Here is a 26825-nt window from a genome sequence, read left to right as displayed (position 1 = left end):
GGTTGCAGCACTGAGCACCAACAACATCGCTGCTCTGGAAACCGCTGACTTCGCTAACCTGAAGACTTCGGCAATCGCTGCCCTGTCGACCAACCAGGTGAAGGCACTGACGACCGACCAGGTTGTCGCCCTGAGCACCCAGCAGGCTAACGTGCTGACCAGCGCGCAGTTCGCTGCCCTGAGCACCGACGATGTGGCTGCCCTGCAGACGCAAGACCTGAACGCGATCAAGACCAGCACCATCGCTGCTCTGGGCTCCGCACAGGTTGCTGCACTGACCACCGACCAGGTGAAGAACCTGGCGACCGGCTCTATCGCTGCCCTGAGCACCAACGGCATCGGTGGCCTGTCGACCGACGCTGTGGTCGCCCTGACCTCGAACCAGATCGCTGTACTGTCGACCGCACAAGTTGGCGCCCTGTCCTCGAACGCCATCGGCGCGATCGAGACCCAGGATCTGGCTGGCCTGTCCACCRCTGCAATCGCTTCCCTGAAGTCGAACCAGCTGCCAGGCCTGACCACTGACCAGATCGGCGCGCTGTCGACCAACCAGGTAGCGGCCTTCGGTACCGCCGCCATGGCGACCGGCCTGAGCACCGACCAGATCGTGGCTCTGACCTCGAACCAGGCTGGCGCGCTGTCCAGCGCCCAGGTAGTCGCCCTGTCGACCAACAACATCGCTGCTCTGGAAACCGCTGACTTCGCTAACCTGAAGACTTCGGCAATCGCTGCCCTGTCGACCAACCAGGTGAAGGCACTGACCACCGACCAGGTTGTTGCTCTGAGCACCCAGCAGGCGAACGTGCTGTCGAGCAGCCAGTTCGCTGCCCTGACCACCGATGGCGTAGCGGCCCTGCAGACGCAAGACCTGAACGCGATCAAGACCAGCACCATCGCTGCTCTGGGTTCGGCACAAGTGTCGGCACTGACCACCGACCAGGTGAAGAACCTGGCGACCGCCTCCATCGCTGCCCTGAGCACCAACGGCATCTCCGGCCTGTCCACCGACTCGATGGTGGCCTTGACCTCGAGCCAGTTCGCTGTGATGTCGACCGGCCAGTTCGGTGCGCTGACCTCCGCTGCAATCGGCGCAATCGAGACCCAGGACATCGTTGGCCTGACGTCTCAGGTGATGGCATCCCTGAAGTCCCAGCAGTTGGCTGGCCTGACGACCGACCAGATCGGCGCCTTGGGCACCAACCAGGTTGTGGCCTTCAGCACCGCCGCGATGTCCACTGGCCTGAGCACCGACCAGATCGTGGCCCTGACCTCGAACCAGGCTGGCGCGCTGTCGAGCCAGCAGGTTGTGGCCCTGAGCACCAACAATATCGCTGCGCTGGAAACTGCGGACTTCGCTAACCTGAAGACTGCTGCGATTGCCGCCCTGACCACCGGCCAGGTGAAAGCTCTGACCACCGACCAGGTAGTTGCTCTGAGCACTCAGCAGGCCAACGTCCTGTCGAGCAGCCAGTTTGCTGCCCTGACCACCGATGGCGTAGCGGCCCTGCAGACGCAAGACCTGAACGCGATCAAGACCAGCACCATTGCTGCTCTGGGTTCGGCACAGGTTGCTGCACTGACCACCGACCAGGTGAAGAACCTGGCCACCGGTTCCATCGCTGCCCTGAGCACTAACGGCATCTCCGGTCTGTCCACGGATGCAGTGGTTGCCCTGACGTCGAACCAGATCGCTGTGATGTCCACCGCTCAGATCGGCGCCCTGTCCTCGAACGACATCGCTGCAATCGAGACTCAGGACATCGCCGGCCTGACGACCCAGGCTGTGGCTGCCCTGAAGACCAGCCAGATGGCCGGCCTGACGACCGACCAGATCGGCGCCCTGTCGACCAACCAGGTTGTCGCCCTCAGCACTGCTGCCCTGTCTGTTGGCCTGAGCACCGACCAGATCGTTGCCCTGACCTCGAACCAGGCTGGCGCGCTGTCGAGCCAGCAAGTGGCTGCGATGAGCACCAACAACATCGCTGCTCTGGAGACCGCGGACTTCGCTAACCTGAAGACTTCGTCGATCGCCGCCCTGACCGCTAACCAGGCCAAGGCGCTGACGACCGACCAGGTTGTGGCACTGAGCACCCAGCAGGCTGCCGCCCTGAACACCAACCAGGTGGCTGCGCTGAGCACCAACGCTATCGCTGCACTCGAGACCGCCGACCTGGTGGCCCTGAAGACGGCTGCGATTGTTGCGATGGGCACCGCCCAGGTTGCTGCGCTGACCACGGACCAGGTGAAGAACCTGAGCACCGGCGACATCGCTGTGCTGACCACCAGCCAGGTGGCAAACGGCCTGACCACCGACCAGATCGTGGCCCTGACCTCGACCCAGATCGGTGTACTGAGCTCGGCACAGGTAAGCGCTCTGGGCAGCAACTCGATCGGTGCGATTGAAACCGCTGACATCAGCGCGCTGAAGACTTCGGCCATCGCCGCCCTGAAAGCAGCGCAGGTTGTAGGTCTGACCACCGACCAGATCGGCGCCCTGGGCACCGCGCAGTTTGTGGCGATGACCACCGCTGCTCTGAATGCTCTGACCACCGACCAGATCGTCGCCATGAACAGCGATCAGCTCGGCGCCCTGACCACCGGTCAGCTGGTGTCGCTGTCCACCAACGACATCCAGGCAATCGAGACCAGCGACTTCTCCAACTTGAAGACTTCGCAGATCGCGGCCCTGAGCACTCAGCAGCTGAGCGCGCTGACCACCGATCAGATCGTGGCACTGAGCACCGCCCAGGCGAACTCGATTGGCACCAAGCAGATCCAGGCGCTGAGCACCGCGTCCCTGACTGCGATGGAAACTGCAGATCTGGCAGCAGTGCGTACCGCAACGATCGCGGCCCTGACCACGGCCCAGGTTCATAGCTTGACCACGGATCAGGCGAAAAACCTGACCACGTCTCAGATCCATGCCCTGACCACGGTTCAGATCCACGCGTTGACCACTGACCAGATCACTGCGATGGGTTCGAAGGCAAGCAGCCTGCAGAGCCTGACCCCGATCGTGCTGGATCTGAACAACAACGGCATCCAGACCGTGAGCATCAACCAGGGCGTGCAGTTCGACCTGCTGGGCAACGGCGAGAAGCTGAACACCGGCTGGGTTGGCGGCGGCGACGGCCTGCTGGTCATGGACCGCAACGGCGACGGCATCATCAACGATGGTTCCGAACTGTTCGGCTCCGGCACCACGCTGGCAAATGGCCAGAAGGCTGCAAGTGGCTACCAGGCAATGGCTGAGCTGGACACCAACGGCGACGGCATGATCACCGCAGCCGACAAGGACTTCGGCAGCCTGAAAGTGTGGGTGGATGGCAACGCGGACGGCATCAGCCAGTCCGACGAGCTGAAGACCCTGGCGGACCTCAACATTACCAAGCTGAACCTCGACGTGAAGAATGGTACTGCGGTCTCCAACGGCAACTTCAGCGGCCAGACCTCGACCTTCGAGACCGGCGACGGCAAGACGCATGAAGCCGCCGACGTCTGGTTCCAGGTCAGCAAGCCAGCCAGCGCCTCCAGCCTGGCAGCCGCGATCTCGTCCTTCGACAGCAGCGCAACTCCGGCTGCTCCGGCAGGCAATCTGGCCTTCAACAGCGGCAACGTTGCTGCCAATGTGGCTCAGATGGCTGACGCGATGAAGGGTTACGACGCGAACGGCAAGCTGAGCATCGCTGCTGACATGGCCAACACCGACGACAGCAAGCTGCGTCTGAAGGCCCTGCAACAGCAAGGCAGCAGCGGCTTCCTGGCCAGCCCACAGAAGTAATCGGGAATAGCAGGACGGCATGCCGTCCTGCATCAAAAGCGGCAAGACAACCCGTCTTGCCGCTTTTTTTACGCCTTAAAAAGGCCGCCGGGTCTGCTGAGCCTGCGCTACAATCCACAGGCGAATCCTTCGTCCAACGAGAGCATGCACCAAAAATTTCCCCATACCGCCATCCAGTGCCTGACTGCCATCGCGCAGCACCATGGCCTGCAGATCAACCCCGAGCGCCTGATCGACGACTATGCCTTGGGGAGTGCGGAACCGGGCAGCGGCGTGCTGCTGCGTATCGCGGCCGACATCGGCCTGAAAGCCAAGGCGGACAAGCTGAGCTGGGAAGGCCTGCTGGCGCAGCAAGGCGTGTTCCCCCTGATGGCGCGCCTGAACGACGGCAACACTATCATCGTTGTAGGCGCCCGCACCGAGGGCGAGGGACAGGTGGCCGTGCTGAACCCGATGGCGGAAGGCTCCGGGGTAGTGATGGTGGACCGCGCGTCCTTCACCTCGCGCTGGAGCGGCGAGGTACTGTTCGTCAAACGCCAGCACAAACTGAATGATCCCAACCAGCCGTTTGGCCTGCGCTGGTTCATTCCTGAAATCCTGAAGCAGAAGGCCGCCTTCCGCGACATCTTTATCGCCGCCATTGCCATGCACTTGCTGGCGCTGGCCTCGCCCATCTTCTTCCAGCTGGTGATCGACAAGGTGCTGACCCACCAGAGCATTTCCACCCTGTGGGTGCTGGCGGGCGGTATTGTGATGGCCCTGATCTTCGACTGCACCTTCGGCTATCTGCGCCAGGTGCTGACCTTGGCCGCATCCAACAAGATCGACATGCGCCTGACGCGGCGGGCCTTCAGCCATCTGCTGTCCCTGCCGATCGACTATTTCGAGACCACCACCGCTGGTGTGATCACGCGCCACATGCAGCAGCTGGAGCGCATCCGCAGCTTCCTCACCGGCCGCCTGTTCTTCACGGGCCTGGACCTGCTGTCGCTGTTCGTCTTCCTGCCTATCCTGTTCGCGTACTCCTTCAAGCTGGCCATGATCGTGCTGTTGTTTGCGGGCCTGATCGCGACGGTGGTGATGCTGATGGTACCGACCTTCCAGCGCCGCCTGAACGCACTGTACACGGCGGAAGGCCAGCGCCAGGCCATGCTGGTGGAAACCATCCACGGCATGCGTACGGTAAAGGCCCTGGCCATCGAACCGGCGCAGCGCCGCAACTGGGACCAGCGCTCGGCTGAAGCGATCACCATGCACTTCCGCGTGGGCCAGATCTCCATCACCGGCAATGCTGTAACGGACTTCCTCGGCAAGATGCTGCCGGTGACGCTGATCGTGGTGGGCGCGCAGGACGTGTTCGACCAGACCCTGTCCATCGGCGCCCTGATCGCCTTCCAGATGCTGTCGCAGCGCGTGACCCAGCCGCTGATTTCCATCGTGGGCCTGGTCAACGAGTACCAGGAAACCGCGCTGTCCGTGAAGATGATGGGCGAAGTGATGAACCGTGCGCCGGAAGGCCGTGCCGGTGCAGGCGGCCTGCGTCCGATCCTGAACGGCGAGATCAAGTTCGAGGACGTGACCTTCCGCTATCCGGGCGGCCAGACCAATGCGCTGGACCGCACCGCCTTCACCATTACGCCGGGCACCGTGGTCGGCATCGTGGGCCGCAGCGGCTCCGGCAAGACCACGCTGACCAAGGTGATCCAGGGCTTGTACAACATCCAGGAAGGCATCGTGCGCTTTGACGGCATGGATGCGCGCGAGATCGAACTGTCGCACCTGCGCCGCCAGATTGGCGTGGTCCTGCAGGAGAACTTCCTGTTCCGCGGCACCATCCGCGAGAACCTGATCGTGACCAAGCCGGATGCCACCTTTGAAGAAATCGCGGAAGCGGCAGCAGCGGCGGGGGCGGACGAGTTCATTGAGCGCATGCCGATGGGCTATGACACCTTGCTGGAAGAGAATGCATCCAATCTGTCCGGCGGCCAGAAACAGCGCCTGTCGATTGCGCGCTCGCTGCTGGCCAAGCCGCGTATCCTGATCCTGGATGAAGCCGCGTCCGCACTCGACCCTGAGAGCGAAGCGATCTTCATCCGTAACCTGTCGAAGATTGCCGTGGGCCGCACCGTGGTGATGATTTCGCACCGTCTGTCCACCCTCGTCAACGCCGACTCGATTCTCGTGATGCAGCGCGGCCGCCTGGTTGACCAGGGCCGCCACGAAGAACTGCTCACCCGCAGCGACACTTATCAGCACCTATGGAACCAGCAAACAAGCCACCTGTGACCGAGCGCCGCCGCCGCAACAGGGACGAGCAGACCGAAATCGAATTCCTGCCGGACGCCGACGCCATCGAGCGTACGCCTCTGCCGCGCTATGTGCGTATGACTTTGCACGTGCTGGCCCTGGCCTTCGTCACCTTCATCCTGTGGGCGTCGTTCTCGCAGGTGGAAACCATCGTGCAGGCCCACGGCCGCCTGGTGACGCCGGATTCGAACATCGTGGTGCAGCCACTGGAAACTTCCATCGTGCAGAAGGTGCTGGTCACCCAGGGCCAGGTGGTGAAGAAAGGCCAGGTGCTGGCCACCCTTGATCCGACCTTCACACAGGCCGACGAAGCCCAATTGCGTACCCGCCTGCGCAGTCTGGACACGCAAGCCGACAGCCTGCGCTCCGAACTGTCCGGCAAGCCGGGCACCGCGCCAAGGCTGAAGGATGCCGACGATATCCTGCAGGCTCAGCTCTCCACCGAGCGCCAGGCCAACTACGATGCCCAGAAGCGCCGCATGGACGAAAACATCGAGCGCCTGAAGGCCAGCGTGGAAACCAATAAGCGCGACCAGGTGGTGCTGGCGCAGCGCCTGAAATCCCTGAGCGAAATCGAAGCGATGCAGGAAAAGCTGGTGGCCGAGAACTTCGGCGCCAAGATGCAGCTGCTGGAAGCGCGCGACCGCCGCCTGGAAGTGGAGCGCAGCCTGACCATGGGCCGCAACAAGGATACCGAGCTGGCACGTGAGCTGGCCGGCGCCGAAGCGGAGCGCGCCGCCTTCACCAAGAACTGGCGCCAGAAATCGATGGAAGACCTGCTGAGCGCCACGCGCGAGCGCGACTCCATTGCCGAGCAGCTGGCCAAGGCCGACAAGCGCCACCGGCTGGTGCAGCTGGAATCGCCGGCCGACGCGGTGGTGCTGGAAGTGGGCAAGCTGTCGCCCGGCAGCGTAGTGAAGGAAGCGGAGCAGATGTTCGTGCTGGTGCCATTGGGCACCCAGCTGGAGGCCGAAGTGGAAATCGACTCGCTGGACATCGGCAATATCAAGGTAGGCGACAAGGCCCACGTGAAGCTGGACGCCTTCCCCTTCCAGAAGCATGGCTCGCTGGACGGCAAGGTGCGCTTCGTCAGCCAGGACGCCTTCAAGCGCGAGCAAGTCACGCCAGGTGCAGGCACCAATGCCTACTACCTGAGCCGCATCGCGATCCCCAACCAGAATCTGAAGAAAATGGAACCCGGCCAGCGCCTGCTGCCGGGCATGACGCTGAGCGGCGAAATCGTCGTCGGCAAACGTTCGGTGATGTCGTATCTGCTGTGGCCTCTGACCAAAGCAATGAATGAATCGATCCGGGAACCCTGAGGAGACACAAGCAATGCCAACCAAATCACTGGACATGGGTTGCGGTAGCAAGCCGCGCAACCCTTTCAATGCAGACGAACTGTATGGCGTCGATATCGCGGAAGGCCTGGGTCCCAATATCCGCAAGGCCGACCTGGCGATCGAGCCGATTCCGTTTGAAGACGACACCTTCGAATTCGTCAGCGCTTACGACTTCATCGAGCACATTCCGCGCGTGGTGTACGCGCCGCACCGCCGCAATTCCTTCGTCGAGTTCATGAACGAAGTGTGGCGCGTGATGAAGATGGATGGCTTCTTCGTGTCGTCCACGCCGGTCTATCCGAACCCGGAAGCCTTCATGGATCCGACCCACGTGAACATCATCACGGACAAAACTTTCCTGGCTTATTTCGACAACGTGAACCGCTGGGCTGCCATGTATGGCTTCAAGGGCGCGTTTGCCATCCGCCAGCACGAGGTGCGTGGTTCGCACCTGTTCGTGATCATGCAGAAGGTGGCCGTGCCGCCGCCAGCCGCTCCTGCCGCCTGAGAATGGCGGGTCAATGACCCGCCCTACGAGTGCGTAGGGCGGATCATCGATCCGCCGACCCGGCGCCCGCTTATTTGGGGACGGCGCGGATCACATAGGCTACGGCCTGCGCGTCGTCCACCGCCAGCTGCGGGTCCGCGCCTACGCTGGACGCCAGCTGGCGCAGCGCGTCCAGCACATTCGGATTCTCCAGCTTCTCATGAATCACCGGCATGCCGCCGGCCACGGTGAAGCCGCACTTCTGGAACAGCTCGAACATGGTGCCGCGCGTGAACCAGCGCAGATGGCTGCGGTCCAGCAGGCCGCCATCCTCGTAGCGCAGGTCGCCCAGGGCCAGCTTGGCCTGGATGCTCCAGTGCTGCATGTTCGGGACCACCGCCACAACGCTGCCATCCTTGCCGATCACCTTGCGGATGCGCTGCAGCAGCAGCTCCGGGCTGCGCAGGCGTTCCAGCGCACGGTCGAGCACCCAGCATTGGGTATCCACGAAACCGCGGAAGAAATCGTCGCCCAGCGCGTCTACGTCGTGCGTCAGCACTACGTCGCAGGCGCCGCGCGCCTGATTCGCCAGGTCCGGATTGATCTCGATCGCCGTGTAATGCGTTGACGGCGATGCTTCCTTGATGGCGCGTGCCAGTGCACCATCGTTGGCGCCGATTTCCACGATACGCGTGGCGCCTTGCGGCATCAGGGTTTGTGTCAGCATGCGCACCACGCTCGCTTCGCGGGTGCGCGCCTCCCACGCTTCCAGATGGTAGCCGCCGGTACGTTTCACCGTACCCTGCCAGTCATGGCGCAGATAGGTCAGGGGCTGCTTGTTGTGGAAGTCGTCGCGCAGCCAGTCCAGGCCCTTGACCAGATTGTCCTTGCCCGCGCGGTGCAGGGCCACCATCGGTTCCGTATTCGGCGCACCGTGGCGGGTCGGCATCGGCCACTGGCGCAGCACGTCGATGTTGACCAGCATGCAGGCGGGGTGCAGGTAGCGGATCGCGCCTTCCTCGTAATCGACGTCGAAGCCGCCTTCGTTCACATGGTTGACGTAGCCCACGCCGTACATCTCCGGCGTCAGGTGCGACAGCATGTCTTCCAGGAAGCCGCCTTTCATCACCTGGATGTCCGAATCCAGCACCAGCACCGGCCCTTTCAGTTCCAGGTGCTGGAAGGCCCAGGCCATGCCGGGACCGTGGTGGATGTTGTAGTCGAAGTGAATGAACTTCACATCCGGATACTTGCTGCACACAGCCTCAATACCGCGCCAATGCTCTTCGCTGGAGCCGTCGATAATCGTGACGGGATTGCGGTAATGTGCACGGAAAGTGCTCAGCAAGTCTTCGATCAGCTCCGCGGAGTTGTAGGAAACGGAGATGACTGGAATCGAATGAATATCCATATAGTTCTTGAGATCAGCGGCCGCGGTCATACGATTTCTGCTCACCCGCCGTCAGCGGGAAGGATGGCGTGCCGCGCATGCGCGCTTCCGGCACCGTCATGGCCCGCTTTTCCAGCACCACGATGCCGCCGTAGAAGTGCACGCTGAAGGCGCTGAGCGTCAGCGGATCGGGATTGTAATGATCCTCGTGGCTCCACCAGGCATTCAGGCTGTCGATGAAGTTCTTGGTGTATTCGATGAAGCTGTCCGGATTCCGGTAGCCGCCGCCGAACTCTTTCCAGTAGCTGGTGCTCAGGTCTTCGCACAGGTAGACGCCGCCTTCCTTCAGGTGGCCCCACAGTTCCTCGAAAGTGTGCTTCTGCTGCAGCATGGTGTGGCCGCCGTCATCGATGATGATGTCGCACTGGGGAATGGTCTGGGTCAGCTTGCGCAGCGAATTGCGGTCTTCCTGGTCGGCGATGTGGATGGTCACGCGGTCTTCGGCCAGTTCCGCACAACGCGGGTTGATGTCCACGCCATGGATCTGGGCCTGCTCGCCGAAATACCATTTCCACATTTGCAGCGAACCGCCATGCAGCACGCCAAATTCCATCAGGGTGATGGGCTTGTTGCGGAACCTGGCGAAATGGCGCTCGTAGACTTCGAAATAGCCCAGCCATTTGTGGATCAGGCGGTGTTCCTTGTTTTCGAAGAAGTCGCGCAGGGTGCTGCCGTCGTGCTGATCTTGCATGGGATGCCTCTCTTGTTATTTGGCGAGCAGGATGGAAGTGGCCTGGCGGATCACCGACTGGATTTTCTCCAGCGGGTACACACCATCCTTGATTTCCTCGTGGACGGACGACATGAAGAAGATCATGTTGATCAGCTTATTCGTCAGCATCTCGTGCACCAGAGTGCGGTTCTTCATGAAGGTGCCGTTCTGGTGCGAGTCGCACAGCAGCTGCAGCCATTCCACGTTGGCTTCGATCTTCACCTTGTTGTTCTTCTGCTGGTCCTGGCCGCCGTGGATGCGGAAGTAGCTCAGGGCTTCCGGCAGATAGACGCAATCGGTGTGCGACAGGGCAGACAGCCAGGTCGCCAGATCCGACAGCGTGTTGTACTGGCGTCCCAGGTACATGCCGAAATGCGGGCCGATGGCGCTGCGGCGGAACAGGGCGGTGGTCGGCTCGCCGATCAGGTTCTGGCCATTGGTCAGCATCATGTCGCCGAAGGAAGTGCCGCCGATCAGCGTCTCCGTCGGGAACATGCGCTCGGTGCCGCTCAGCTGCGGGATGAAGTTGCCGTCACCGTCGATCAGCTGGCGGAAGGAGGTGACCAGGCCGATATTCGGCTGGGTCAGCATATACGTCATCATCTTCGCGATCTTGTCCGGATGGTAGAGGTCATCATCCATCAGATAGTTCACGAATTCGCCGCTCGACGAGTTGAAGCAGTTCAGGAAGTTATCCAGCGGCTTCAGGCCTGGCGCGCGCAGGTAGCGGATGTTCGGATGCGTGGCGATATACGGCGCAAAACGTTCGCGCGTGCGTTCGTCGGTGCTGTTGTCGCTGATGACGATTTCCATATTCGGCCAGCTCTGGGCCAGAATGGATTTCAACGCCAGTTCGCCGTAGTCCGGACGATTATGGGTCGGCATCAGGATGGACACCATCGGCATCTTGGGGTCGATCTTGCGGCGCTCGAAGCCTGGCGGAGCCTTCAGGCCCGCATCGCCTTTCAGCGCAACTTTCTGATAGACGTTCTCCAGGTCGCGCACGAACTGGGCGCTGTCGAACAGCGCGCAAGACATCTTGTTATCTTCCAGATGCTTCTTCAGCGCGGCAGAGCGGGCGCGGTCCAGGCCCAGCGCCACCGCCTTCTCTTCGTATTCGGCCAGGTCGTAGGCGATCAGGTCCGGCAGGTCGACCGCCTTCAGGAGACTGCCTGCCATGCGCGAGGAGAAGGTGCGGCCGGCGATGGTCAGCACCGGCAAGCCGGCCCACAGCGCATCGCTGGCGGTGGTGCCGCCGTTGAAAGGAATGGTGTCCAGGAACAGGTCGGCGACCTTGTAGCGCGCCAGGTATTCGGCCGGAACGACACGGCCTGCAAACACCAGGCGGTTCTTGTCTACGCCCGCCAGTTCGGCATTGCGTTGCAGATTGGTGCGCACCTGCTCATTGTCCGACACCATCCACAGCAAGCTGTTCGGCACGCGCTTCAAAATGTTCATCCAGGTCGCGAAGACCTCGGGCGTAAACTTGAAGTTGTTGTTGAAGGCGCAGTAGACATAGGCGTCTTCCGGCAGGCTGTTGGCGGCGCGGGTTGGCGCTTCGCCGACCAGGCGCTGGCGGTCGTTGATCTGGAAGCAGCGCGGCATGTGCAGCGGCTTCTCGGTGAAGTAAGGTTCCAGCTCCGGCGGCAGCACGAAGGGGTCCGCGATCACGTAGTCGATCTGAGGGTGGGCCGTGGTGCCGGGCAGGCCGAGCCAGGTCGCCTGAACCGGGGCTGGGCGGTAGGACAGAATATTGGGGCGCGCACCCAGGGTCAGACCATGCAGGTCGACCAGGATGTCAATCTCGTGCGAGCGGATCAGCTGTGCCGCCGCTTCGTCAGTCAGGGTATGGATGCGTACATGGTGATCGAAGCCTGCCAGCACACGGGCGCGCAGCGGYGAGCCATCCTCGCGGCTCCAGTCGAAGCCATACACCTCGACCTTATTGCGGTCGTGCAGGCCATACAGCTCGGCGGTCAGAATCGATACGGCGTGCGAGCAGAAGTCGGACGACAGATAGCCGATGCGCAGGCGGTCATGACCATAGCCCACGGGGCCGGTCAGCGGCTGCACATTGGTCAGGACCTTCTCTTCGATGAAGCGGCGCGACGCGGCCAGCTGCTGTTCCGGATCGCCCGATGCGCTCAGCATGGCGAGGGCCGAGGTGGCGGCCATCAGTTCCGGCACCGGCACGCCGCTGGCGTCCTGGCTGTACACCGGCCACTTGCACTGCTTCTGGCGCAGATGCACCCAGTGCGTGATGACGTTGGTCTGCTTGGGATTTAAGGCCAGGCTGCGGGTCAGCATGTCTTCCGCCGACACGAAGTCCTTCTGGATTTCCATCAGGCGGCCCAGATTGTTCAGGGCTGAGATCAGGTGGGTGCGTTCCGCTTCGACTTGCGGATTGGCGTATTCGAGGATCTTGCGCCAGGAGTCCAGCGATTCTGCAGGGCGCTGCAAGCGCTCCAGCAACGTACCGAGGTTCAGCCAGCCTTCCGAGAAGCGCGGGTGCTGGGCCAGGGCTACGCGGTAGGCCGCTTCCGCGCCGGCGGTATCGCCCGTATCGCCCAGCATCACCGCCAGGTTGAAATTGGCGGCATAGGCGAAGGGGGAAGGGGCGCCGGCGAGCCAGGTACGATACAGAGTGATGGCGACGTCGCGCTGGCCGGCTTGGGTCAGGTTCTCGCCCACTTGCATCAGCTCGATCAATTGCAGCGAGCCTTGTGCCGCAAGCCGCATTGCGCGTTCGGTGGCGGCGGCCAGTTCGGCGCCGTTACTTGTAGGATTGGCCATAAATCTTTCAGCAGTGGTTAGCTCGACAAGGTTGCGTCCGCCCTTGCTGCGGGGCGGCCATCGAGCCAGCAGTATGGCAGGAGAATGCCCTCTACGATAGAGTGGAGTGAAGGGCTTTTGTCAGCTTGATTACAGCATGGGCGTTCCGCTGTGGTTTTTTGCTCCCGGGTACTTCTGAGGGTAAGATGTCGTCTTGACGGGCCACCCTTTGCATAACATACTGCGGAGCGCCTCCCGGCAGCCAGACCGGCCGCCTTCCTTTCAGATTCGAATCGTCTATGGAAAACTCTGCCACTCAAGCCCTGCGCCAACAAATCGCCGAACTGGTCGAACAATTTGCCGCGCTGAGCCTGGCACCCCAAGCCTTCTTCCCCGGTGTTACCCCTGTCCCGCCTTCCGGCAAGCTGCTCGATGCTGCTGAGCTGAAGAATATGGTCGAAGCCTCGCTGGATGGCTGGCTGACCACGGGCCGCTTCAACACCGAGTTCGAACAACGCCTGGCCAAATTTATCGGCGTCAATTACTGCATTACCGTCAACTCCGGTTCCTCCGCCAACCTGGTGGCCTTCAGCACGCTGACCTCGCCGAAGCTGGGCGACCGTGCCATCAAGAAGGGTGACGAAGTGATCGGCGTGGCAGCGGGCTTCCCGACCACGGTCAATCCCATCCTGCAGTTCGGCGCCGTACCCGTCTTTGTGGACGTGGACCGCCGCACCCACAATATCGACGCCAGCCTGATCGAAGCGGCCATCACGCCGAAGACCAAGGCCATCATGCTGGCTCACTCGCTGGGCAACCCGTTCAATCTGGACGCGGTCAAGGCCATTTGCAAGAAACACAATCTGTGGCTGGTGGAAGACTGCTGCGACGCGCTGGGCTCGACCTACCGTGGCCAGATGTGCGGCACCTTCGGCGACATCGCCACCCTGAGCTTCTACCCGGCCCACCACATCACCATGGGTGAGGGCGGCGCCGTGTTCATGAACGATCCGGAACTGAAGGCGATTGCCGAAAGCTTCCGCGACTGGGGCCGCGACTGTTACTGCCCACCAGGCAAGGACAACACCTGCGGCAAGCGCTTCTGCTGGCAGCTGGGCACCCTGCCGGAAGGCTACGACCACAAATACACTTACAGCCATTCGGGCTACAACCTGAAGATCACCGATATGCAGGCGGCCTGCGCCCTGGCCCAGCTGGACAAGGCCCCGGCCTTCATCCAGGCCCGCAAGGACAACTTCGCCTTCCTGCGCGAAYGCCTGGCGAGCTGCGAGGAGTTCCTGCAGCTGCCGGAAGCGACCGAAGGCAGCGACCCGTCCTGGTTCGGCTTCCCGATCACGCTGAAGGATAACTGCCCGGTCACCCGCGTCGACCTGCTGACGTACCTGGACCAGCGCAAAGTCGGTACCCGCCTGCTGTTCGCCGGCAATCTGACCCGTCAGCCTTACATGCAGGATCAGACTTACCGCGTGGTGGGCTCGCTGGAAAACACCGACAACATCATGAACAACACTTTCTGGATCGGCGTGCAGCCGGCCCTGACGCGTGAAATGCTGGAGTACGCGGCCAGCAGCATCGAGGCTTACCTCGGCCTGAACTTCTGAGCACCATGAGCCAGCCATCGCCCCTGATCCTGCTGCACCCTGATGATGATGTTGCCATCTGCCGCACCCAGGTGGTGGGCGGGGCGGTGGTGGATGGTCTGGCCATCCGTGGCCTGATCCCGGCCGGCCACAAGGTCGCGCGGCACGACATCGCGCAAGGCGAGCCGGTGCGCCGCTACAACCAGGTGATCGGCTTTGCCAGCCGCCCCATCGCGGCCGGCGAGCATGTGCACACCCAGAACATGACCATGGGCGACTTCGAGCGTGATTACGCGTTCGGCGCCGACATGAAGCCCGAACCGGCGCCGCAGAAAGCAACCTTCATGGGCATCCGCCGTCCGGATGGACGCGTGGCGACCCGCAACTACATCGGCGTGCTGTCCAGCGTGAACTGCTCCACCACCGTGGGACGTGCGGTAGCCGACTACTTCCAGCGCGATGGCGCCCTGGCCGACTGGCCGAATATCGACGGCGTGGTGGCACTGAGCCACGGCTCCGGCTGTGCCATGGACGATCAGGGTCTTGGCCTGCAAGTCCTGCAGCGCACCATCAACGGCTATTCCGCCCATCCGAATTTTGCGGCGGTCCTCGTCATCGGCCTGGGCTGCGAAGCCAACCAGGTCAGCGCCATGCTCGCTGCCGGTGGCCTGAAGGAAGGCGAAACCTTCAAGACCTTCAATATCCAGGATGTCGGCGGCACGGCAAAAGCGGTGGAGCGCGGCATCGAGATGGTGAAAGGCTTCCTGCCTTCCGCCAATGCGGTCAGGCGCGAGCCTTGCAGCGTCGAGCACATCACGGTCGGCCTGCAGTGCGGCGGTTCGGACGGCTACTCCGGCATCAGCGCCAACCCTGCGTTGGGCTATGCGGTGGACCTGCTGGTGGCGCACGGCGGCACCGCCATCCTGAGCGAAACGCCGGAAGTGTATGGCGCCGAGCACCTGCTGACGCGCCGCGCCGTATCACCGGAAGTAGGGCAGAAGCTGGTCGACCGCATCCACTGGTGGGAAGAGTATGTGCGCCTCAACCAGGGCAATATGAACAACAACCCGTCGCCGGGCAATAAGGCGGGCGGCCTTACCACCATCCTCGAAAAATCGCTGGGTGCGGTGGCCAAGGGCGGCACCACCAATATGCAGGCCGTCTACGAATATGCAGAGCCGGTGAAAGCGCACGGCTTCGTGTTCATGGACACGCCCGGCTACGATCCCGTCAGCGCTACCGGCCAGGTGGCGGGCGGCGCCAATCTGATTTGCTTCACCACGGGCCGCGGCTCGGCGTATGGCTGCGCACCCGCGCCGTCGCTGAAGCTGTCGACTAACAGCGCACTGTGGCAACGCCAGGCCGACGATATCGACATCAATTGTGGCGACATCGTCGACGGCACCGCCAGCATTGAGGAAGTAGGCCAGCGCATCTTCCGCCAGATGCTCGACACCGCTTCCGGCATCCGCACCAAGAGCGAGCAGCACGGCTATGGGCAGAACGAGTTCGTGCCCTGGCAGCTTGGCGCGGTGATGTAGGCGAATTGGCGGCCTTTAGTCTTCCTGCTTCGCCCTAAAAGCGAGGCACAACCATGTATACTGCCCCTTTATGACTACAGACCAATCCAACCTCGTCAAAGTCTCCGATTACGTCTGCTCGCGCGTCCAGGAACTGACAGGATCAAAGCATGTGTTCCTGCTGTCCGGCGGCGGCATGATGCACCTGCTGGATAGCGTTGGCAGCAGCACGCTGCAGCCCTTCGCCATGCATCACGAACAGGCTGCCGCCATCGCGGCTTACGCCTACGGACGGACCCTCAACACCACCGGCGTGTGCTTCTGCACCTCCGGCCCCGGCGCCACCAACGCGATCACCGCGACCGCCGGCGCCTGGACCGACAGCGTACCGATGCTGTTCCTGTCCGGCCAGGTATCGACCCTGTTCTCGCAGCGCCCATACGGCCTGCGCCAGCGCGGCTTCCAGGAGTTCAATATCATCGACGTGGTCACGCCGACCACCAAGTACGCCCGCTTCGTGCAGCGCGCGGAAGACATTCGTTACGAACTGGAAAAGGCCTGTTATCTGGCGCGTTCCGGCCGTCCGGGTCCGGTGTGGCTGGACCTGCCGCTGGACGTGCAGGCCGCCAAGATCGACCCATCGACCCTGCGCGGCTTCGATCCGGTTGCGGAAGGTCTGGCGCATGAGAATCCGGCCCCATCGCCGGAGCTGGTGCAATCCATCCTGCAGAAGATGCGCGCTGCCAAGCGTCCGCTGATCGTGTACGGCCACGGCGTGTGGCTGGCCGGTGCGCGCGACAAGGGCCGCCGCCTGCTGGAGCTGCTGCGCGTGCCGGTACAGAGCACCTGGAACGCCATCGACATCGTGCCGGAAGCGAACCCGCTGTACTTCGGCCGCGCCAATGCCTACGGCCCGCGCTACGCAAACTTCATCATCCAGAACGCCGACTACATGCTGACCATCGGCGCGCGCCTTGGCGTGCAGCACACGGGCTACAACGTGGAAGCCTTTGGCCGCGAAGCCTTCGTGGACATGGTCGACCTGGATGAAGACGAAGCCAAGAAGCCTTTCCTGAAAGTGGACCGCTTCTCGCGCGTCGATGCCGGGCTGCTGATCGATGCCCTGATCGCTGCGCTGGAAAAGGAGGCGGCCATCGATGCCCCGGCCGACTGGCTGGACTACTGCAAGCGCATCAAGTCTTCCTATCCTGTCGCCCCAACGTTGGGCGAAGCCGGTGCGGAAAACTGGGTCGAACCGTATTACTTCGTCGACGTGTTGAGCGAGATGCTGCCGGACGATGCGCTGGTGCCGCTGGGTTCCTCCGGTACCGCGTTTACCGTGTCCGGCCAGGCGTTCAAKCCGAAGGCACAGCAGCGCGTATTCCATGCGAAGGGCATGGCGGCCATGGGCTTCGGCATGCCTTCGTCCATCGGCGCCAGCGTGGCGATGGGCCACAAGATGGCCATTACCATGGTGGGTGACGGCGGTTTCCAGCTCAATATCCAGGAGTTGCAGACCATGGTCCACCACCAGCTGCCGATCAAGATCGTGGTCGTCAACAACGACGGCTATCACGCCATCCGCGTGACGCAGGAGAATTACTTCCAGAACCGCTATGTCGGTTCGACGCATGAATCCGGCGTGTCGTTGCCGAACCTGAAGAAGATCGCCGATGCTTACGGCATGGGCTACCGCGTCATCGAGAACAATGCGGGCGTGCGTGACGGCATCGCAGGCATGCTGGCCACGTCGGGACCAGAGATCGTGGAAATCATGGTGGACCCGGGCAAGCATCTGATGCCCAAGCTGGGCTCCTACATCAAGCCGGACGGCACGATGGCTTCGCGTCCGCTGGAAGATCTGCTGCCACTGCTGGACCGCGAAGAGTTCCGCGCCAATATGTTTATCAAGCCACTAGAGTAGTGAGAATATGAAAACCAAAATCCTGTTCATGGGTGCCGGCGCCATTGGCCGCGGCTACCTGCCGTGGACCCTGGATGAGACGAAGCACGAATTCGTCTACATCGACGGTAACCAGGCCATCGTCGATCGCATGAACCAGCACGGCGGCTTTACCACCTACCGCGTCAACGGCGACGAATACCAGGTCAAGAAGGTGGCAGTGAAGGCGGCTTATACGCCCGCCACCTTCAAGCTGGAAGAGCACAAGGACGCCATCGCCTGCTTCTTCTCCGTCGGTCCGCGTAATGTGATCAAAGCGGCGCAGACGCTGGTGGGTTCCAGCTTCCCGCTGATCATGTGCGAGAACGAGCCGGACACCGTCAACGACGCCAAGCGCGTGGTCGGCCACGATAAGGTCTACTTCGCCGTACCGGACGTGATCACGTCCAACACCGCGCCGGCCAACCTGCTGGCCGACGATCCGCTGGCGATCACCACCGAGAACGGCGTGCAGTTCATCGAAGAAGGCCCGACCGGCCTGCACGGCGACATGACGTTCCTGCCGCGCGAAGAACTGCTGCGCATCCAGTGGACGCCGAAGCTTTACCTGCACAACACGCCGCACTGCATCACCGCCTACCTGGGCGCGCTGATGGGCAACACCTATGTGCACGAGGCGATGCAGCATCCGAAAGCGGCCCAGCTGGTGGAAGGCGCCATGACGGAAATGCTGCGCGCACTGAAGCTGCAATGGGATATCCCGCACGATTTCCTGGAGTGGTATGCGGAGAAGGAATTGTCCCGCTTCCGCTGCCAGCTGCTGTTCGACCCGGTGGCGCGCGTGGCGCGTGAACCGCTGCGCAAACTGGAACTGCATGGCCGCCTGATTGGTGCGGCGCAGATGTGCCTGACCCTCGGCGTGCTACCGGAGTTCCTGCTGAAAGGTATCGTGGGCGCGCTGCTGTTCGAAGACAAGCACGACCCAGATCATCACATCGGCATGATGCGCGAATCGATGGACACCGCAAGCTTCAACCGCTATGTGCTGGGCCTGCGCCAGGGCGAACCGCTCGACCTGATGCTGCGCGAGAAGATGGCCGCCATCACGGCAGAACTGCGTGACTTTGCAAAGGAAAAGAAGTGACTACTCTCGACCATAGTGCGCTGATCAAGAGCGCCGTCTCCGCCGTGCTGGAGGCGTCCAAGCTGGCCGATGCCGCACGCGCTACCCAGGTGCTGAACACCAAGGGCAATCTGCGCGACATCGTCACGCAGACCGATCTCGATATCAGCGAGATGCTGAGCAAAAGCCTGGGCGTGACCGGTCTGCCGGTGGTGTCGGAAGAAGCCGATGTGCCGGGCGGTGTGACGCCAGCCCAGTGCTGGGTGATCGATCCGATCGACGGCACCGTCAACTTCGCCCATGGACTGCCGATGTTTGCGCTGTCCGCCGGCTTGCTGGACAACGGCCAGTTCGAACTGGGCGTGGTGTGCGCACCGGCGCTGGATGAACTGTACTTCACGCTGAACAGCGAACGCGCGCTGCTGAATGGCCGTCCGTTCAGCCACACCCACCGTCCGCGCGAACAGGCGCTGGTGGCGGCAAGCTTCAGCGCCAAGGGCAGCGCCGCGCAATACGAACTGTTTGAAGCCGTCAACGAAAGCACGCGCGGTTGCCTGCGCAGCGGTACGGCGGCACTGAACATCTGCTGGGCTGCCGCAGGCAAACTGCAGGCCGCATATGGCTTCAACGCCAAGCTGTGGGACGTGGCCGGTGCACTGGCCGTGGCCCGCGCCGCCGGCTGCGAAATCGCCGTGCGCTGGGAGCCCAACACGCTGACGCTCGATTACTGCGTCGGCTCCGCCGAGGCCGTGCAGCATGTGCGCAGCCTGGCCCAATCCAAGGGACTGTGGAACTGAGATGAACGCTACTAACGACTTCCAGAACGTACCAGTCGCCATCCTGTGCGGCGGCCGCGGCATCCTGTTGAACGAACAGCAGGGCCGTGTGAACAAGGCCCTGGTCGAAGTACAGGGCAAGCCCATGTTCGCCTGGGTGATGCTGCATTACGCGCTGTATGGCGCGCGTGATTTCGTGCTGGCCACCGGCCTGCAAGGCGAGCGCTTTGCGCCGGCACTGACCGCGCTGGGCGCGAAGGCCGGTGCTTCTGTCGATACCTTCACGCTGGACCTGGCTGGCCACGCCTGCAATATCCGCCTGGTGGCGACCGATGCCCAAGCACCGACCGGCGCACGCCTGCTGGCCTGCAAGCCTTATCTGAATGCGCCGGTGTTTGCGCTGACCTATTCGGATACGCTGAGCGATGTGGACCTGGGCGCGGAGCTGCGCTTCCACAACGACCAGGCGCTGGTGGCTACTTTGCTGGGCACCACTTATCCGGTGCGCTTCCGCGTGCTGGGCATCCGCCAGGGCGAGAGCCGCGTGCGTGCGTTTGCACCACGTCCGGTGATCGAGGCGGCATCCATCAACGGCGGCTACTACCTGTTCACACAGAAGCTGTGGGATACGGCGTATGGGCTGGACTCTTCGGTGGCGCTGGAAAACCAGCCGCTGGAAAAACTGGCAGGCGCTGCCCAGCTGAGCGCCTTCGACGGCGCCAAGTCGCGCTGGCAGCATTGCGACGCCGAACGCGATCTGGGCGCACTGAACGACCTGGCTGCGCGCCTGGCCGCGCAGGCAGCGTAAGCCGCCGTTCCGCACGCACGGCGGATCAATGATCCGCCCTACGCAGGGCCGGATCGGCGTATGGATGACGTGGCACGCTCAGTGGGCCGGATCGGCGTATGGATGACGTGGCACGCACAGTGGGCCGGATCGGCGTATGGATGACGTGGCACGCACAGTGGGCCGGATCGGCGTRTGGATGGCGTGGCACACACGGTGGGCCGGATCGGCGTATGGATGACGTGGCACGCACAGTGGGCCGGATCGGCGTATGGATGATGTGGCACGCACAGTGTGCCGGATCGGCGTATGGATGACGTGGCACGCACAGTGTGCCGGATCGGCGTGTGGATGACGTGGCACGCACAGTGGGCCGGATCGGCGTGTGGATGGCGTGGCACACACGGTGGGCCGGATCGGCGTGTGGATGGCGTGGCACACACGGCGTAGGGCGGATCATTGATCCGCCGTGAAAGGCTGCTGGCTTATGCGCGTCCGAGCAGGGCTGCCGATTCCAGCATGATGCCTTCGATCGAAGTCAGCGAAGGCTGATAACMGAGGGGCGCCGCGCGGCGGTTCACGGAGTAGTAGTGGGGCTTGGCGCCAGTGGCCGTCACGCCCGCTTCCTGCACCACCTCATACTGCAGACCGAAACGTTCCTGCATCGCCTGCAGCAGCGCAGGCTTGTCCACCGGCTCCTTGCTGTAGCAGTCCAGCACCTGGTTCTGCGCCGGTCCCGCCAGCACGCACTCCACCATCTGATAAAAGTCCTGTGGATGCAGGTAATCGCGCACCATATAGCCGGACGAAGTGCGCAGCACGCTGCCATCGCGAATCGCGCGCAGAATATCGGTGATAAAGAAGCGCGCCTCCAGTTCCTGGCTGCGGCTGAAGTAATTGAACACGCGCAGGTCAGTGATCGCGAACTGAGGCAAAGCGCGGTGACGTCCCTCAGTAGCCAGCTTGGCCAGGCCATAGAAATCCTGCGGCCCCATGGCATTCAGCGGCACGATCGCAGGCGTATTCTCATCCGCCGGCTGCTCGAAGCGCGAGCCGTAAGCCGCGCCGCTGGAAAGGAAGATGTAGCGCCGCTGCGGCGCGTCGGCCAGCGCCGACAACACCATTTCGTCATACTGGCGCGTGATGGTGAAGATATCGCCGCCCATCTGCGCGGTCTTGACCGGATCGCCGATGCCGACGAAGTTCAGCACCGCATCGTGCGCCTCACTACCGTACTGGCCATACTCACGCAAAGTGCATTGGCCCGCGAGCCCTTGCGCCGCCAGCCACTGTTCGGCGCGCGCCACGTCGCGCACGTAGAGCAGCAGTCGCCCAGCCTGCCCGCGCGCGGCGTACGAAAGAATCAGATCACGGGCGATCTTGCTGCTTGCGCCCAGCAGGGCGATGCGGCTCATGCTGCGGCCTGGTAGTCGGCAATCTGCGCCAGCGTGAGCGCGCGCATATCGTCGCCATTCAACTGCGCCTTGTGCCATGCCACGATGCGCTGCAAGGCCTGATCCAGCGACCAGCGCGGATTCCACTTCAGCGACGCGCGCGCTTTCGAGCAATCGAGCTTCAGATAGGTTGCTTCATGCGGCTGCGGCGCGGAATCCAGCTGCCACGAAGCGCCATCGCCCCACTCAGCGCACAGGCGCTCGACGATCCACTGCACCGGACGTGCATCCGTATCGTGCGGGCCAAAGTTGAAGGCTTCCGCAAACGCCACGCCATCAGTGAACAGACGCTCAGCCAGCGCCAGATAGCCGGACAGCGGCTCAAGCACGTGCTGCCACGGACGGATCGCATGCGGGCTGCGAATATGCACCGGACGGCCGGCTGCAATGGCGCGCATCATGTCCGGCACCAATCGGTCTTCCGCCCAGTCGCCGCCGCCGATCACATTCCCGGCGCGGCCCGAGCCGAGCGCCACGCCGTGCTGCGCGTACTGGGCCGGATTGAAGAAGGAATTGCGGTAGGCGCTGGTCACCAGCTCGGCGCAAGCCTTGCTGTTGCTGTATGGGTCGTAGCCGCCCATCGGCTCGTTCTCGCGATAGCCCCAGGGCCACTCCTTGTTTTCGTAGCACTTGTCGCTGGTGACGTTCACCACCGCCTTGATGCCCGGCGTGGCACGCACGGCTTCGAACAGGTTCACCAGGCCCATGACGTTGGTTGCATACGTCTCCACCGGATGCTGGTAGGAGTAGCGCACCAGCGCCTGCGCAGCCATGTGAATCACGATATCGGGCTGCGCCTGCTGCATCGCTTCGCGCAGCGCCGCACCGTCGCGGATGTCGCCAACGATGTGGCGCATGCCGTCGGCAACGCGTGCCGTTTCGAACAGATTCGGATTGGACGAAGGCGCCAGCGCTAAGCCGGTCACCTGTGCGCCCATTTGCTGCAGCCACAGGCTAAGCCAGCTGCCTTTGAAACCGGTATGCCCGGTCAGGAATACTTTTTTACCGCGCCAGAAAGCTGGATTCATTTCCACACTTTCCACGGCGCCTTACCTTCCTGCCACAGCTCTTCCAGCAGAACCTTGTCGCGCAAGGTGTCCATCGGCTGCCAGAAGCCGCGGTGCAGGTAGGCATTCATCTGGCCTTCGCGTGCCAGCTGCTCYATCGGTTCCTTTTCCCAGATGCTGCTGTCATCGTCGATGTAGTCGATGACTTTCGGCGACAGCACGAAGTAGCCGCCGTTGATCCAGTTGCCGTCGCCTTGCGGCTTTTCCTTGAACGCGGTGATGCGCTGGCCGTCCATGTCGATGGCGCCGAAGCGGCCTGGCGGCTGCACGGCGGTCATGGTGCCTAGTGCGCCGTGGTCCTTGTGGAACTGGATGGAGGCGGAGATATCAACGTCGGCTACGCCGTCGCCGTAGGTGAAGCAGAACGCTTCGTCATTCTGCACATACTGGCGCACGCGGCGCAGGCGGCCGCCGGTCATGCTGTTGTCACCGGTGTCGACCAGGGTCACGCGCCATGGCTCGGCGAAACGCTGGTGCACTTCCATTTCATTCTTCTGCATGTCGAAGGTGACATCGGAAGTGTGCAGGAAGTAGTTGGCGAAGAATTCCTTGATGATGTAGCCCTTGTAGCCGCAGCAGATCACGAATTCGTTGATGCCATGCGCAGAGTAGGACTTCATGATGTGCCACAGAATCGGCTTGCCGCCGATTTCAACCATCGGCTTGGGGCGGACGGTGGTTTCTTCACTCAGCCGGGTACCCAGGCCACCGGCAAGAATCACTGCTTTCATCTGTAGTCCTTCGGATTTTGTCGTGTGGTCATTCTAAAGCCGTAAGGCGGCGCGGGCAACGGCGGATCGATGATCCGCCCTACGACCATCATCGCGCGTTGCGGCGAAGTGTCGTAGGGCGGGTCATTGACCCGCCGGTTTCTTACTTGTGCGGCGCGCCGAACCAGCCGGATTGTTTCTTGTCGTCCAGCGCATCGAGCTTGAACGGCGTCTTGGTCGCTGCGGCAACCACTGGGCGGCCATCGGCGTCAAACTCGCCCAGTGCTGCGGCCATCTGCTGCACCGAAGTCCGGGTCGGATCGTTCAACTGGCCCGCCGCCGCCGGCACCGAAGTCTGCTCCGTGAAGCCGGTCAGTGCCTGCTTCAGCGAGCTGACGCTGGCGCTGATGTTGCTCTGGGTTGGACGATCCGCCACGAACCACACGTCGGCGGTGGCGTGGGTGCTGCCATCGTCGGTTGTGAAGGAGGAGCTCAGGCCCAGAATATTGCCCTGGTCCTGGGCGCCGCCCTTGGTGGCCGTGGTGCTGATGCTGGTAATGTGGAGATCGGCCATCGAGAACAGCTCATCCGCTTCGCTGATGCCATCGGCATTGCCGTCGACCCACACTTGCAGCTTGCTGAAGGACGCATCGGCATTGCTGAGTTGGCCATCGTCGTTCTCATCCAGTGCAGATAGAGCCAGGTAGCCATTGTCAGCCTGGCTGCCATCGTCGAGGCGGGTGGCGCTGCCGAACAACTCGCTTGCATCGTTGATGATGCCGTCATTGTTGCGGTCCAGAGCCAGTAGACCATCACCGCTACCTACCCAACCGGTGCTCACGGCGTGGCCGCTGCCCCAGATATCGAACTGCACGCCTGCGGTCACGGACAAAGTCTTGATGCCGTTGCCGTCCAGATCCAACACCAACGGAGTGGCGTAGTGGACAGAGCTCGGGTTCAGCGCCATGGTCTGGGCCGTGTTCATTGCTGCAACCTGCGCGGCCGTAAAGGCGTCTGCCTGGGCCACGCTGAGCGCAGCCAGGTCGGCGGTCTCCAGCGCCACGATCTGGGTGGTGGTCAAGGCAGCGAGGGCCGCGGTGGACAGCGCCGCCGTTTGCTCGCTGGTCAGGCCAGCCACCTGGGCGGTGGTGAGGCCGACCGCCTGGGTATCTTTCAGCGCGGCAATCTGTGCGGTGGTCAGCGAATCGAGCTGGGCTACCGACAGGCCGGCCAGCTGAGCCGTGGACATATTGCTGAATTGCGCCGTTGCCATGGCCGGCAGCTGGGTGGTGGTCAGCGCCTGCACCTGGCTCACGCTCATGCCTTGCAGCTGCGAGGACTTCAGGTTTGCGATCTRCAGCGTGGTCAGACCCGCCACTTGGCTAGCGGTCAGGTAGCCGATCTGGTCGGACGTCAGGGCGCCGAACTGGCTGGTGTTCAGTGCATCCAGCTGATCGGTGCCGAAGCCCGGCAACTGGTCCACGGTCAGCACAGCGATCTGGCTGTTCTTCAGCACGGACATTTGCAGCGTGCTCAAACCGCCCAGTTGCGACGAGGTCAGCGCGCCGATCTGGGTGTTGGTCAGGTTCTGCACCTGCTGCGTGGTCAGAGCGGCGAGCTGGTCGGTACCCAGCACAGCAACCTGGTCCACCGTCAGCTGGGTCAGCTGACTCAGCTTGAGTGCGGCGATCTGCGCAGTGGTCAGGTTCTGTACCTGGCCGTTGGACAGCACAGGAATCTGGACCGCGGTCAGGTAGCTGATCTGGGCGGTGCTGAAGACGGACAGCTGATCGGTACTCAGCACCGGGATCTGGTCGGCCGTCAGGGCCGCGATCTGGGCGCTGGTCAGGCCTGCCAGTTGATTGGTGCCCAGGGCTGGCACTTGCGTCAGGCTCAGCGCTGCAACCTGCTGGGTACTCAGGCCGGCGATCTGCTGGCTACCCAGTTCGGCCAACTGGGCCGTACCGAGGGTCGACAGAGTGCCGATACTGATGGCTTGCAGCTGGGGACTGCTGAGCACTCCGACCTGATCGTTGGTCAGCGCCGCAAACTGGCTGGTGTCGATTGCTGCGATCTGCGAGGTCGTCAGGCCGCGCACCTGGTCGGTGCTCAGCGCTGCCGTCTGCGCAGTACGCAGGCTGGTGAACTGGCTGGCGCTCAGCGCGCCGAGCTGACGGGTGCTGAGGGCTTGCAGATCTTCATCTTCCAGCGCGCGCAGCTGGTCGGTCGTCAGCAGGGAAACTTGCTGGGTGGTCAGTGCTGCAGCCTGTGCTGTTGCCAGCGCCACGATCTGTTCGGTGCTGAAGGCGTCGCTGATGACTTGCGCAGCCAGGCCGGCAATGGCCGAGGTCGACAGGACATTCAGTTGAGAAGTGCCCAGTGCGCCCAACTGATCGCTGTTCAGGATGCTGGTCTGGCTCGACTTCAGTGCGGCAGCCTGGTCCACAGTCAGCGCGGCGATCTGGTCGCTGCGCAGCACGCTGATCTGGGCTGTCTTCAGCGCCGCCACGTCCTGCGAGGACAGGGCTGCGAACTGGTCGCTGGAGATGCCTGCGCTCAGCTGATCGGTGCTCAGGGCTGCGGCGCCGGCCGTGCTCAGCGCACCGATCTGATCGGTGGTGAACGCAGCCACCTGGTCTGTGCCCATCGAGCTCAGCTGTGCGGTGGTCAGCGCGCCTACCAAGCTCAGCGACAGACTTGCAATCTGGCTGGTGGTGAGTCCGTTGACCAGCTGGCTGGTCGTCAGCGCAGCCAGTTCGGCGGTGCTGAAGGCGTTCAGCTGATTGCTGCCCAGCCAGCTCAGCTGATCAGTGCCGAGGCCGGCGACCTGCTGGGTGGACAGTGCAGCGATATCTTCCGTTTCAATCGCGCCAGTCTGCGCGCTGTCGAGCACGGAGAACTGGACGCTGCTCAGCGCGCGGACCTGACTGGTGCTCAGGGCGGCGATGTGGGCCGCGTCGAGGCTGGACAACTGATCGCTGCTGAGTGCCGCAATGCCACGGGTCGACAGGGCTGCGAAGTTGCTGGTACTC

Annotated in this window: 16 protein-coding genes and 1 pseudogene; 10 read left to right on the top strand and 7 right to left on the bottom strand. The window is 62.7% G+C overall.

The features are described 5' to 3' along the window. The 4 genes from AB4Z11_RS01005 to AB4Z11_RS00990 all read left to right on the top strand — a co-directional run. A partial coding sequence (locus tag AB4Z11_RS01005) for a beta strand repeat-containing protein (RefSeq protein WP_442022029.1) occupies nucleotides 1-3781 on the top strand: 3781 nt, incomplete at its 5' end. Nucleotides 3782-3925: 144 nt separating this feature from the next. Then, the gene (locus AB4Z11_RS01000) at nucleotides 3926-6067 is read left to right on the top strand and encodes a peptidase domain-containing ABC transporter (protein ID WP_442022027.1); all 2142 of its coding nucleotides are present in this window, start codon (nucleotides 3926-3928) and stop codon (nucleotides 6065-6067) included. Next, nucleotides 6040-7410 (top strand): HlyD family type I secretion periplasmic adaptor subunit, encoded by a 1371-nt coding sequence (locus AB4Z11_RS00995; RefSeq protein WP_442022025.1) that lies wholly within the window; start codon nucleotides 6040-6042, stop codon nucleotides 7408-7410. The genes AB4Z11_RS01000 and AB4Z11_RS00995 overlap by 28 nt, the downstream gene beginning before the upstream one ends. Nucleotides 7411-7423: 13 nt before the next feature. Beyond that, complete coding sequence (locus AB4Z11_RS00990) at nucleotides 7424-7939, top strand: methyltransferase domain-containing protein (RefSeq protein ID WP_442022023.1); 516 nt, start codon at nucleotides 7424-7426, stop codon at nucleotides 7937-7939. 70 nt (nucleotides 7940-8009) lie between these two features. Here AB4Z11_RS00990 and AB4Z11_RS00985 read toward each other — a convergent pair whose 3' ends face one another. From AB4Z11_RS00985 to AB4Z11_RS00975, 3 genes are read right to left on the bottom strand one after another with little or no spacing between them, the layout of a single operon-like run. Then, nucleotides 8010-9359, bottom strand: a complete 1350-nt coding sequence (locus tag AB4Z11_RS00985) for a methyltransferase domain-containing protein (protein WP_442022021.1) — start codon at nucleotides 9357-9359, stop codon at nucleotides 8010-8012. Further along, nucleotides 9343-10059 carry a class I SAM-dependent methyltransferase gene (locus AB4Z11_RS00980; RefSeq protein WP_442022019.1) on the bottom strand — a complete coding sequence of 239 codons (717 nt, stop codon included), beginning with the start codon at nucleotides 10057-10059 and terminating at the stop codon, nucleotides 9343-9345. The genes AB4Z11_RS00985 and AB4Z11_RS00980 overlap by 17 nt, the downstream gene beginning before the upstream one ends. 15 nt (nucleotides 10060-10074) lie before the next feature. After that, a complete protein-coding gene (locus AB4Z11_RS00975) occupies nucleotides 10075-12873 on the bottom strand; it encodes an O-linked N-acetylglucosamine transferase family protein (protein WP_442022017.1) in 2799 nt (932 codons plus the stop codon). Between the two features lie 278 nt (nucleotides 12874-13151). On the opposite strand from AB4Z11_RS00975, the gene rfbH reads away from it, so the two are divergent. The 6 genes from rfbH (at nucleotide 13152) to AB4Z11_RS00945 (ending at nucleotide 20583) form a co-directional block, all read left to right on the top strand. Then, nucleotides 13152-14474 (top strand): lipopolysaccharide biosynthesis protein RfbH, encoded by a 1323-nt coding sequence (gene rfbH, locus AB4Z11_RS00970; protein ID WP_442022015.1) that lies wholly within the window; start codon nucleotides 13152-13154, stop codon nucleotides 14472-14474. Nucleotides 14475-14479: 5 nt separating this feature from the next. Continuing rightward, a complete protein-coding gene (locus tag AB4Z11_RS00965; RefSeq protein ID WP_442022013.1) occupies nucleotides 14480-15994 on the top strand; it encodes a UxaA family hydrolase in 1515 nt (504 codons plus the stop codon). Nucleotides 15995-16064: 70 nt separating this feature from the next. After that, nucleotides 16065-17897: a thiamine pyrophosphate-binding protein gene (locus AB4Z11_RS00960; protein WP_442022011.1), complete on the top strand. Its 1833-nt coding sequence runs from the start codon at nucleotides 16065-16067 to the stop codon at nucleotides 17895-17897. Between the two features lie 7 nt (nucleotides 17898-17904). Beyond that, nucleotides 17905-19020 carry a hypothetical protein gene (locus AB4Z11_RS00955; RefSeq protein WP_442022009.1) on the top strand — a complete coding sequence of 372 codons (1116 nt, stop codon included), beginning with the start codon at nucleotides 17905-17907 and terminating at the stop codon, nucleotides 19018-19020. Then, entirely contained in the window at nucleotides 19017-19796 is a 780-nt protein-coding gene (locus AB4Z11_RS00950; RefSeq protein WP_442022005.1) for an inositol monophosphatase family protein, read from the top strand. Before AB4Z11_RS00955 ends, AB4Z11_RS00950 begins: the two co-directional genes overlap by 4 nt. Before the next feature lies 1 nt (nucleotide 19797). Further along, complete coding sequence (locus tag AB4Z11_RS00945; RefSeq protein WP_442022003.1) at nucleotides 19798-20583, top strand: hypothetical protein; 786 nt, start codon at nucleotides 19798-19800, stop codon at nucleotides 20581-20583. Between the two features lie 464 nt (nucleotides 20584-21047). On the opposite strand, the gene AB4Z11_RS00940 is transcribed toward AB4Z11_RS00945, so the two are convergent. The 4 genes and pseudogenes from AB4Z11_RS00940 to AB4Z11_RS00925 form a co-directional block, all read right to left on the bottom strand. Next, nucleotides 21048-21977, bottom strand: a complete 930-nt coding sequence (locus AB4Z11_RS00940) for an NAD-dependent epimerase/dehydratase family protein (RefSeq protein WP_442022001.1) — start codon at nucleotides 21975-21977, stop codon at nucleotides 21048-21050. Continuing rightward, entirely contained in the window at nucleotides 21974-23044 is a 1071-nt protein-coding gene (gene rfbG, locus AB4Z11_RS00935) for a CDP-glucose 4,6-dehydratase (protein WP_442021999.1), read from the bottom strand. Before rfbG ends, AB4Z11_RS00940 begins: the two co-directional genes overlap by 4 nt. Next, the gene (gene rfbF / locus AB4Z11_RS00930; RefSeq protein WP_442021997.1) at nucleotides 23041-23814 is read right to left on the bottom strand and encodes a glucose-1-phosphate cytidylyltransferase; all 774 of its coding nucleotides are present in this window, start codon (nucleotides 23812-23814) and stop codon (nucleotides 23041-23043) included. The genes rfbG and rfbF overlap by 4 nt, the downstream gene beginning before the upstream one ends. A gap of 142 nt (nucleotides 23815-23956) precedes the next feature. Further along, nucleotides 23957-26825: pseudogene (locus AB4Z11_RS00925) on the bottom strand (hypothetical protein); the annotation flags it as partial.

The organism is Pseudoduganella sp. RAF53_2 (genome assembly GCF_052113985.1).
In the GTDB taxonomy this organism is placed as follows: Bacteria; Pseudomonadota; Gammaproteobacteria; order Burkholderiales; family Burkholderiaceae_D; genus Rugamonas.
Note: the sequence above shows the minus strand (reverse complement) of the source record. Positions and strands in the feature narration are given on the sequence as shown.

Coding starts and splice junctions, on each gene's coding strand:
- AB4Z11_RS00945 (WP_442022003.1), top strand. CDS start 19,798: ATGAACGCTACTAACGACTTCCAGAACGTACCAGTCGCCATCCTGTGC.
- AB4Z11_RS00990 (WP_442022023.1), top strand. CDS start 7,424: ATGCCAACCAAATCACTGGACATGGGTTGCGGTAGCAAGCCGCGCAAC.
- AB4Z11_RS00955 (WP_442022009.1), top strand. CDS start 17,905: ATGAAAACCAAAATCCTGTTCATGGGTGCCGGCGCCATTGGCCGCGGC.
- AB4Z11_RS01000 (WP_442022027.1), top strand. CDS start 3,926: ATGCACCAAAAATTTCCCCATACCGCCATCCAGTGCCTGACTGCCATC.
- AB4Z11_RS00980 (WP_442022019.1), bottom strand. CDS start 10,059: ATGCAAGATCAGCACGACGGCAGCACCCTGCGCGACTTCTTCGAAAAC.
- AB4Z11_RS00995 (WP_442022025.1), top strand. CDS start 6,040: ATGGAACCAGCAAACAAGCCACCTGTGACCGAGCGCCGCCGCCGCAAC.
- rfbG (WP_442021999.1), bottom strand. CDS start 23,044: ATGAATCCAGCTTTCTGGCGCGGTAAAAAAGTATTCCTGACCGGGCAT.
- AB4Z11_RS00965 (WP_442022013.1), top strand. CDS start 14,480: ATGAGCCAGCCATCGCCCCTGATCCTGCTGCACCCTGATGATGATGTT.
- AB4Z11_RS00985 (WP_442022021.1), bottom strand. CDS start 9,359: ATGACCGCGGCCGCTGATCTCAAGAACTATATGGATATTCATTCGATT.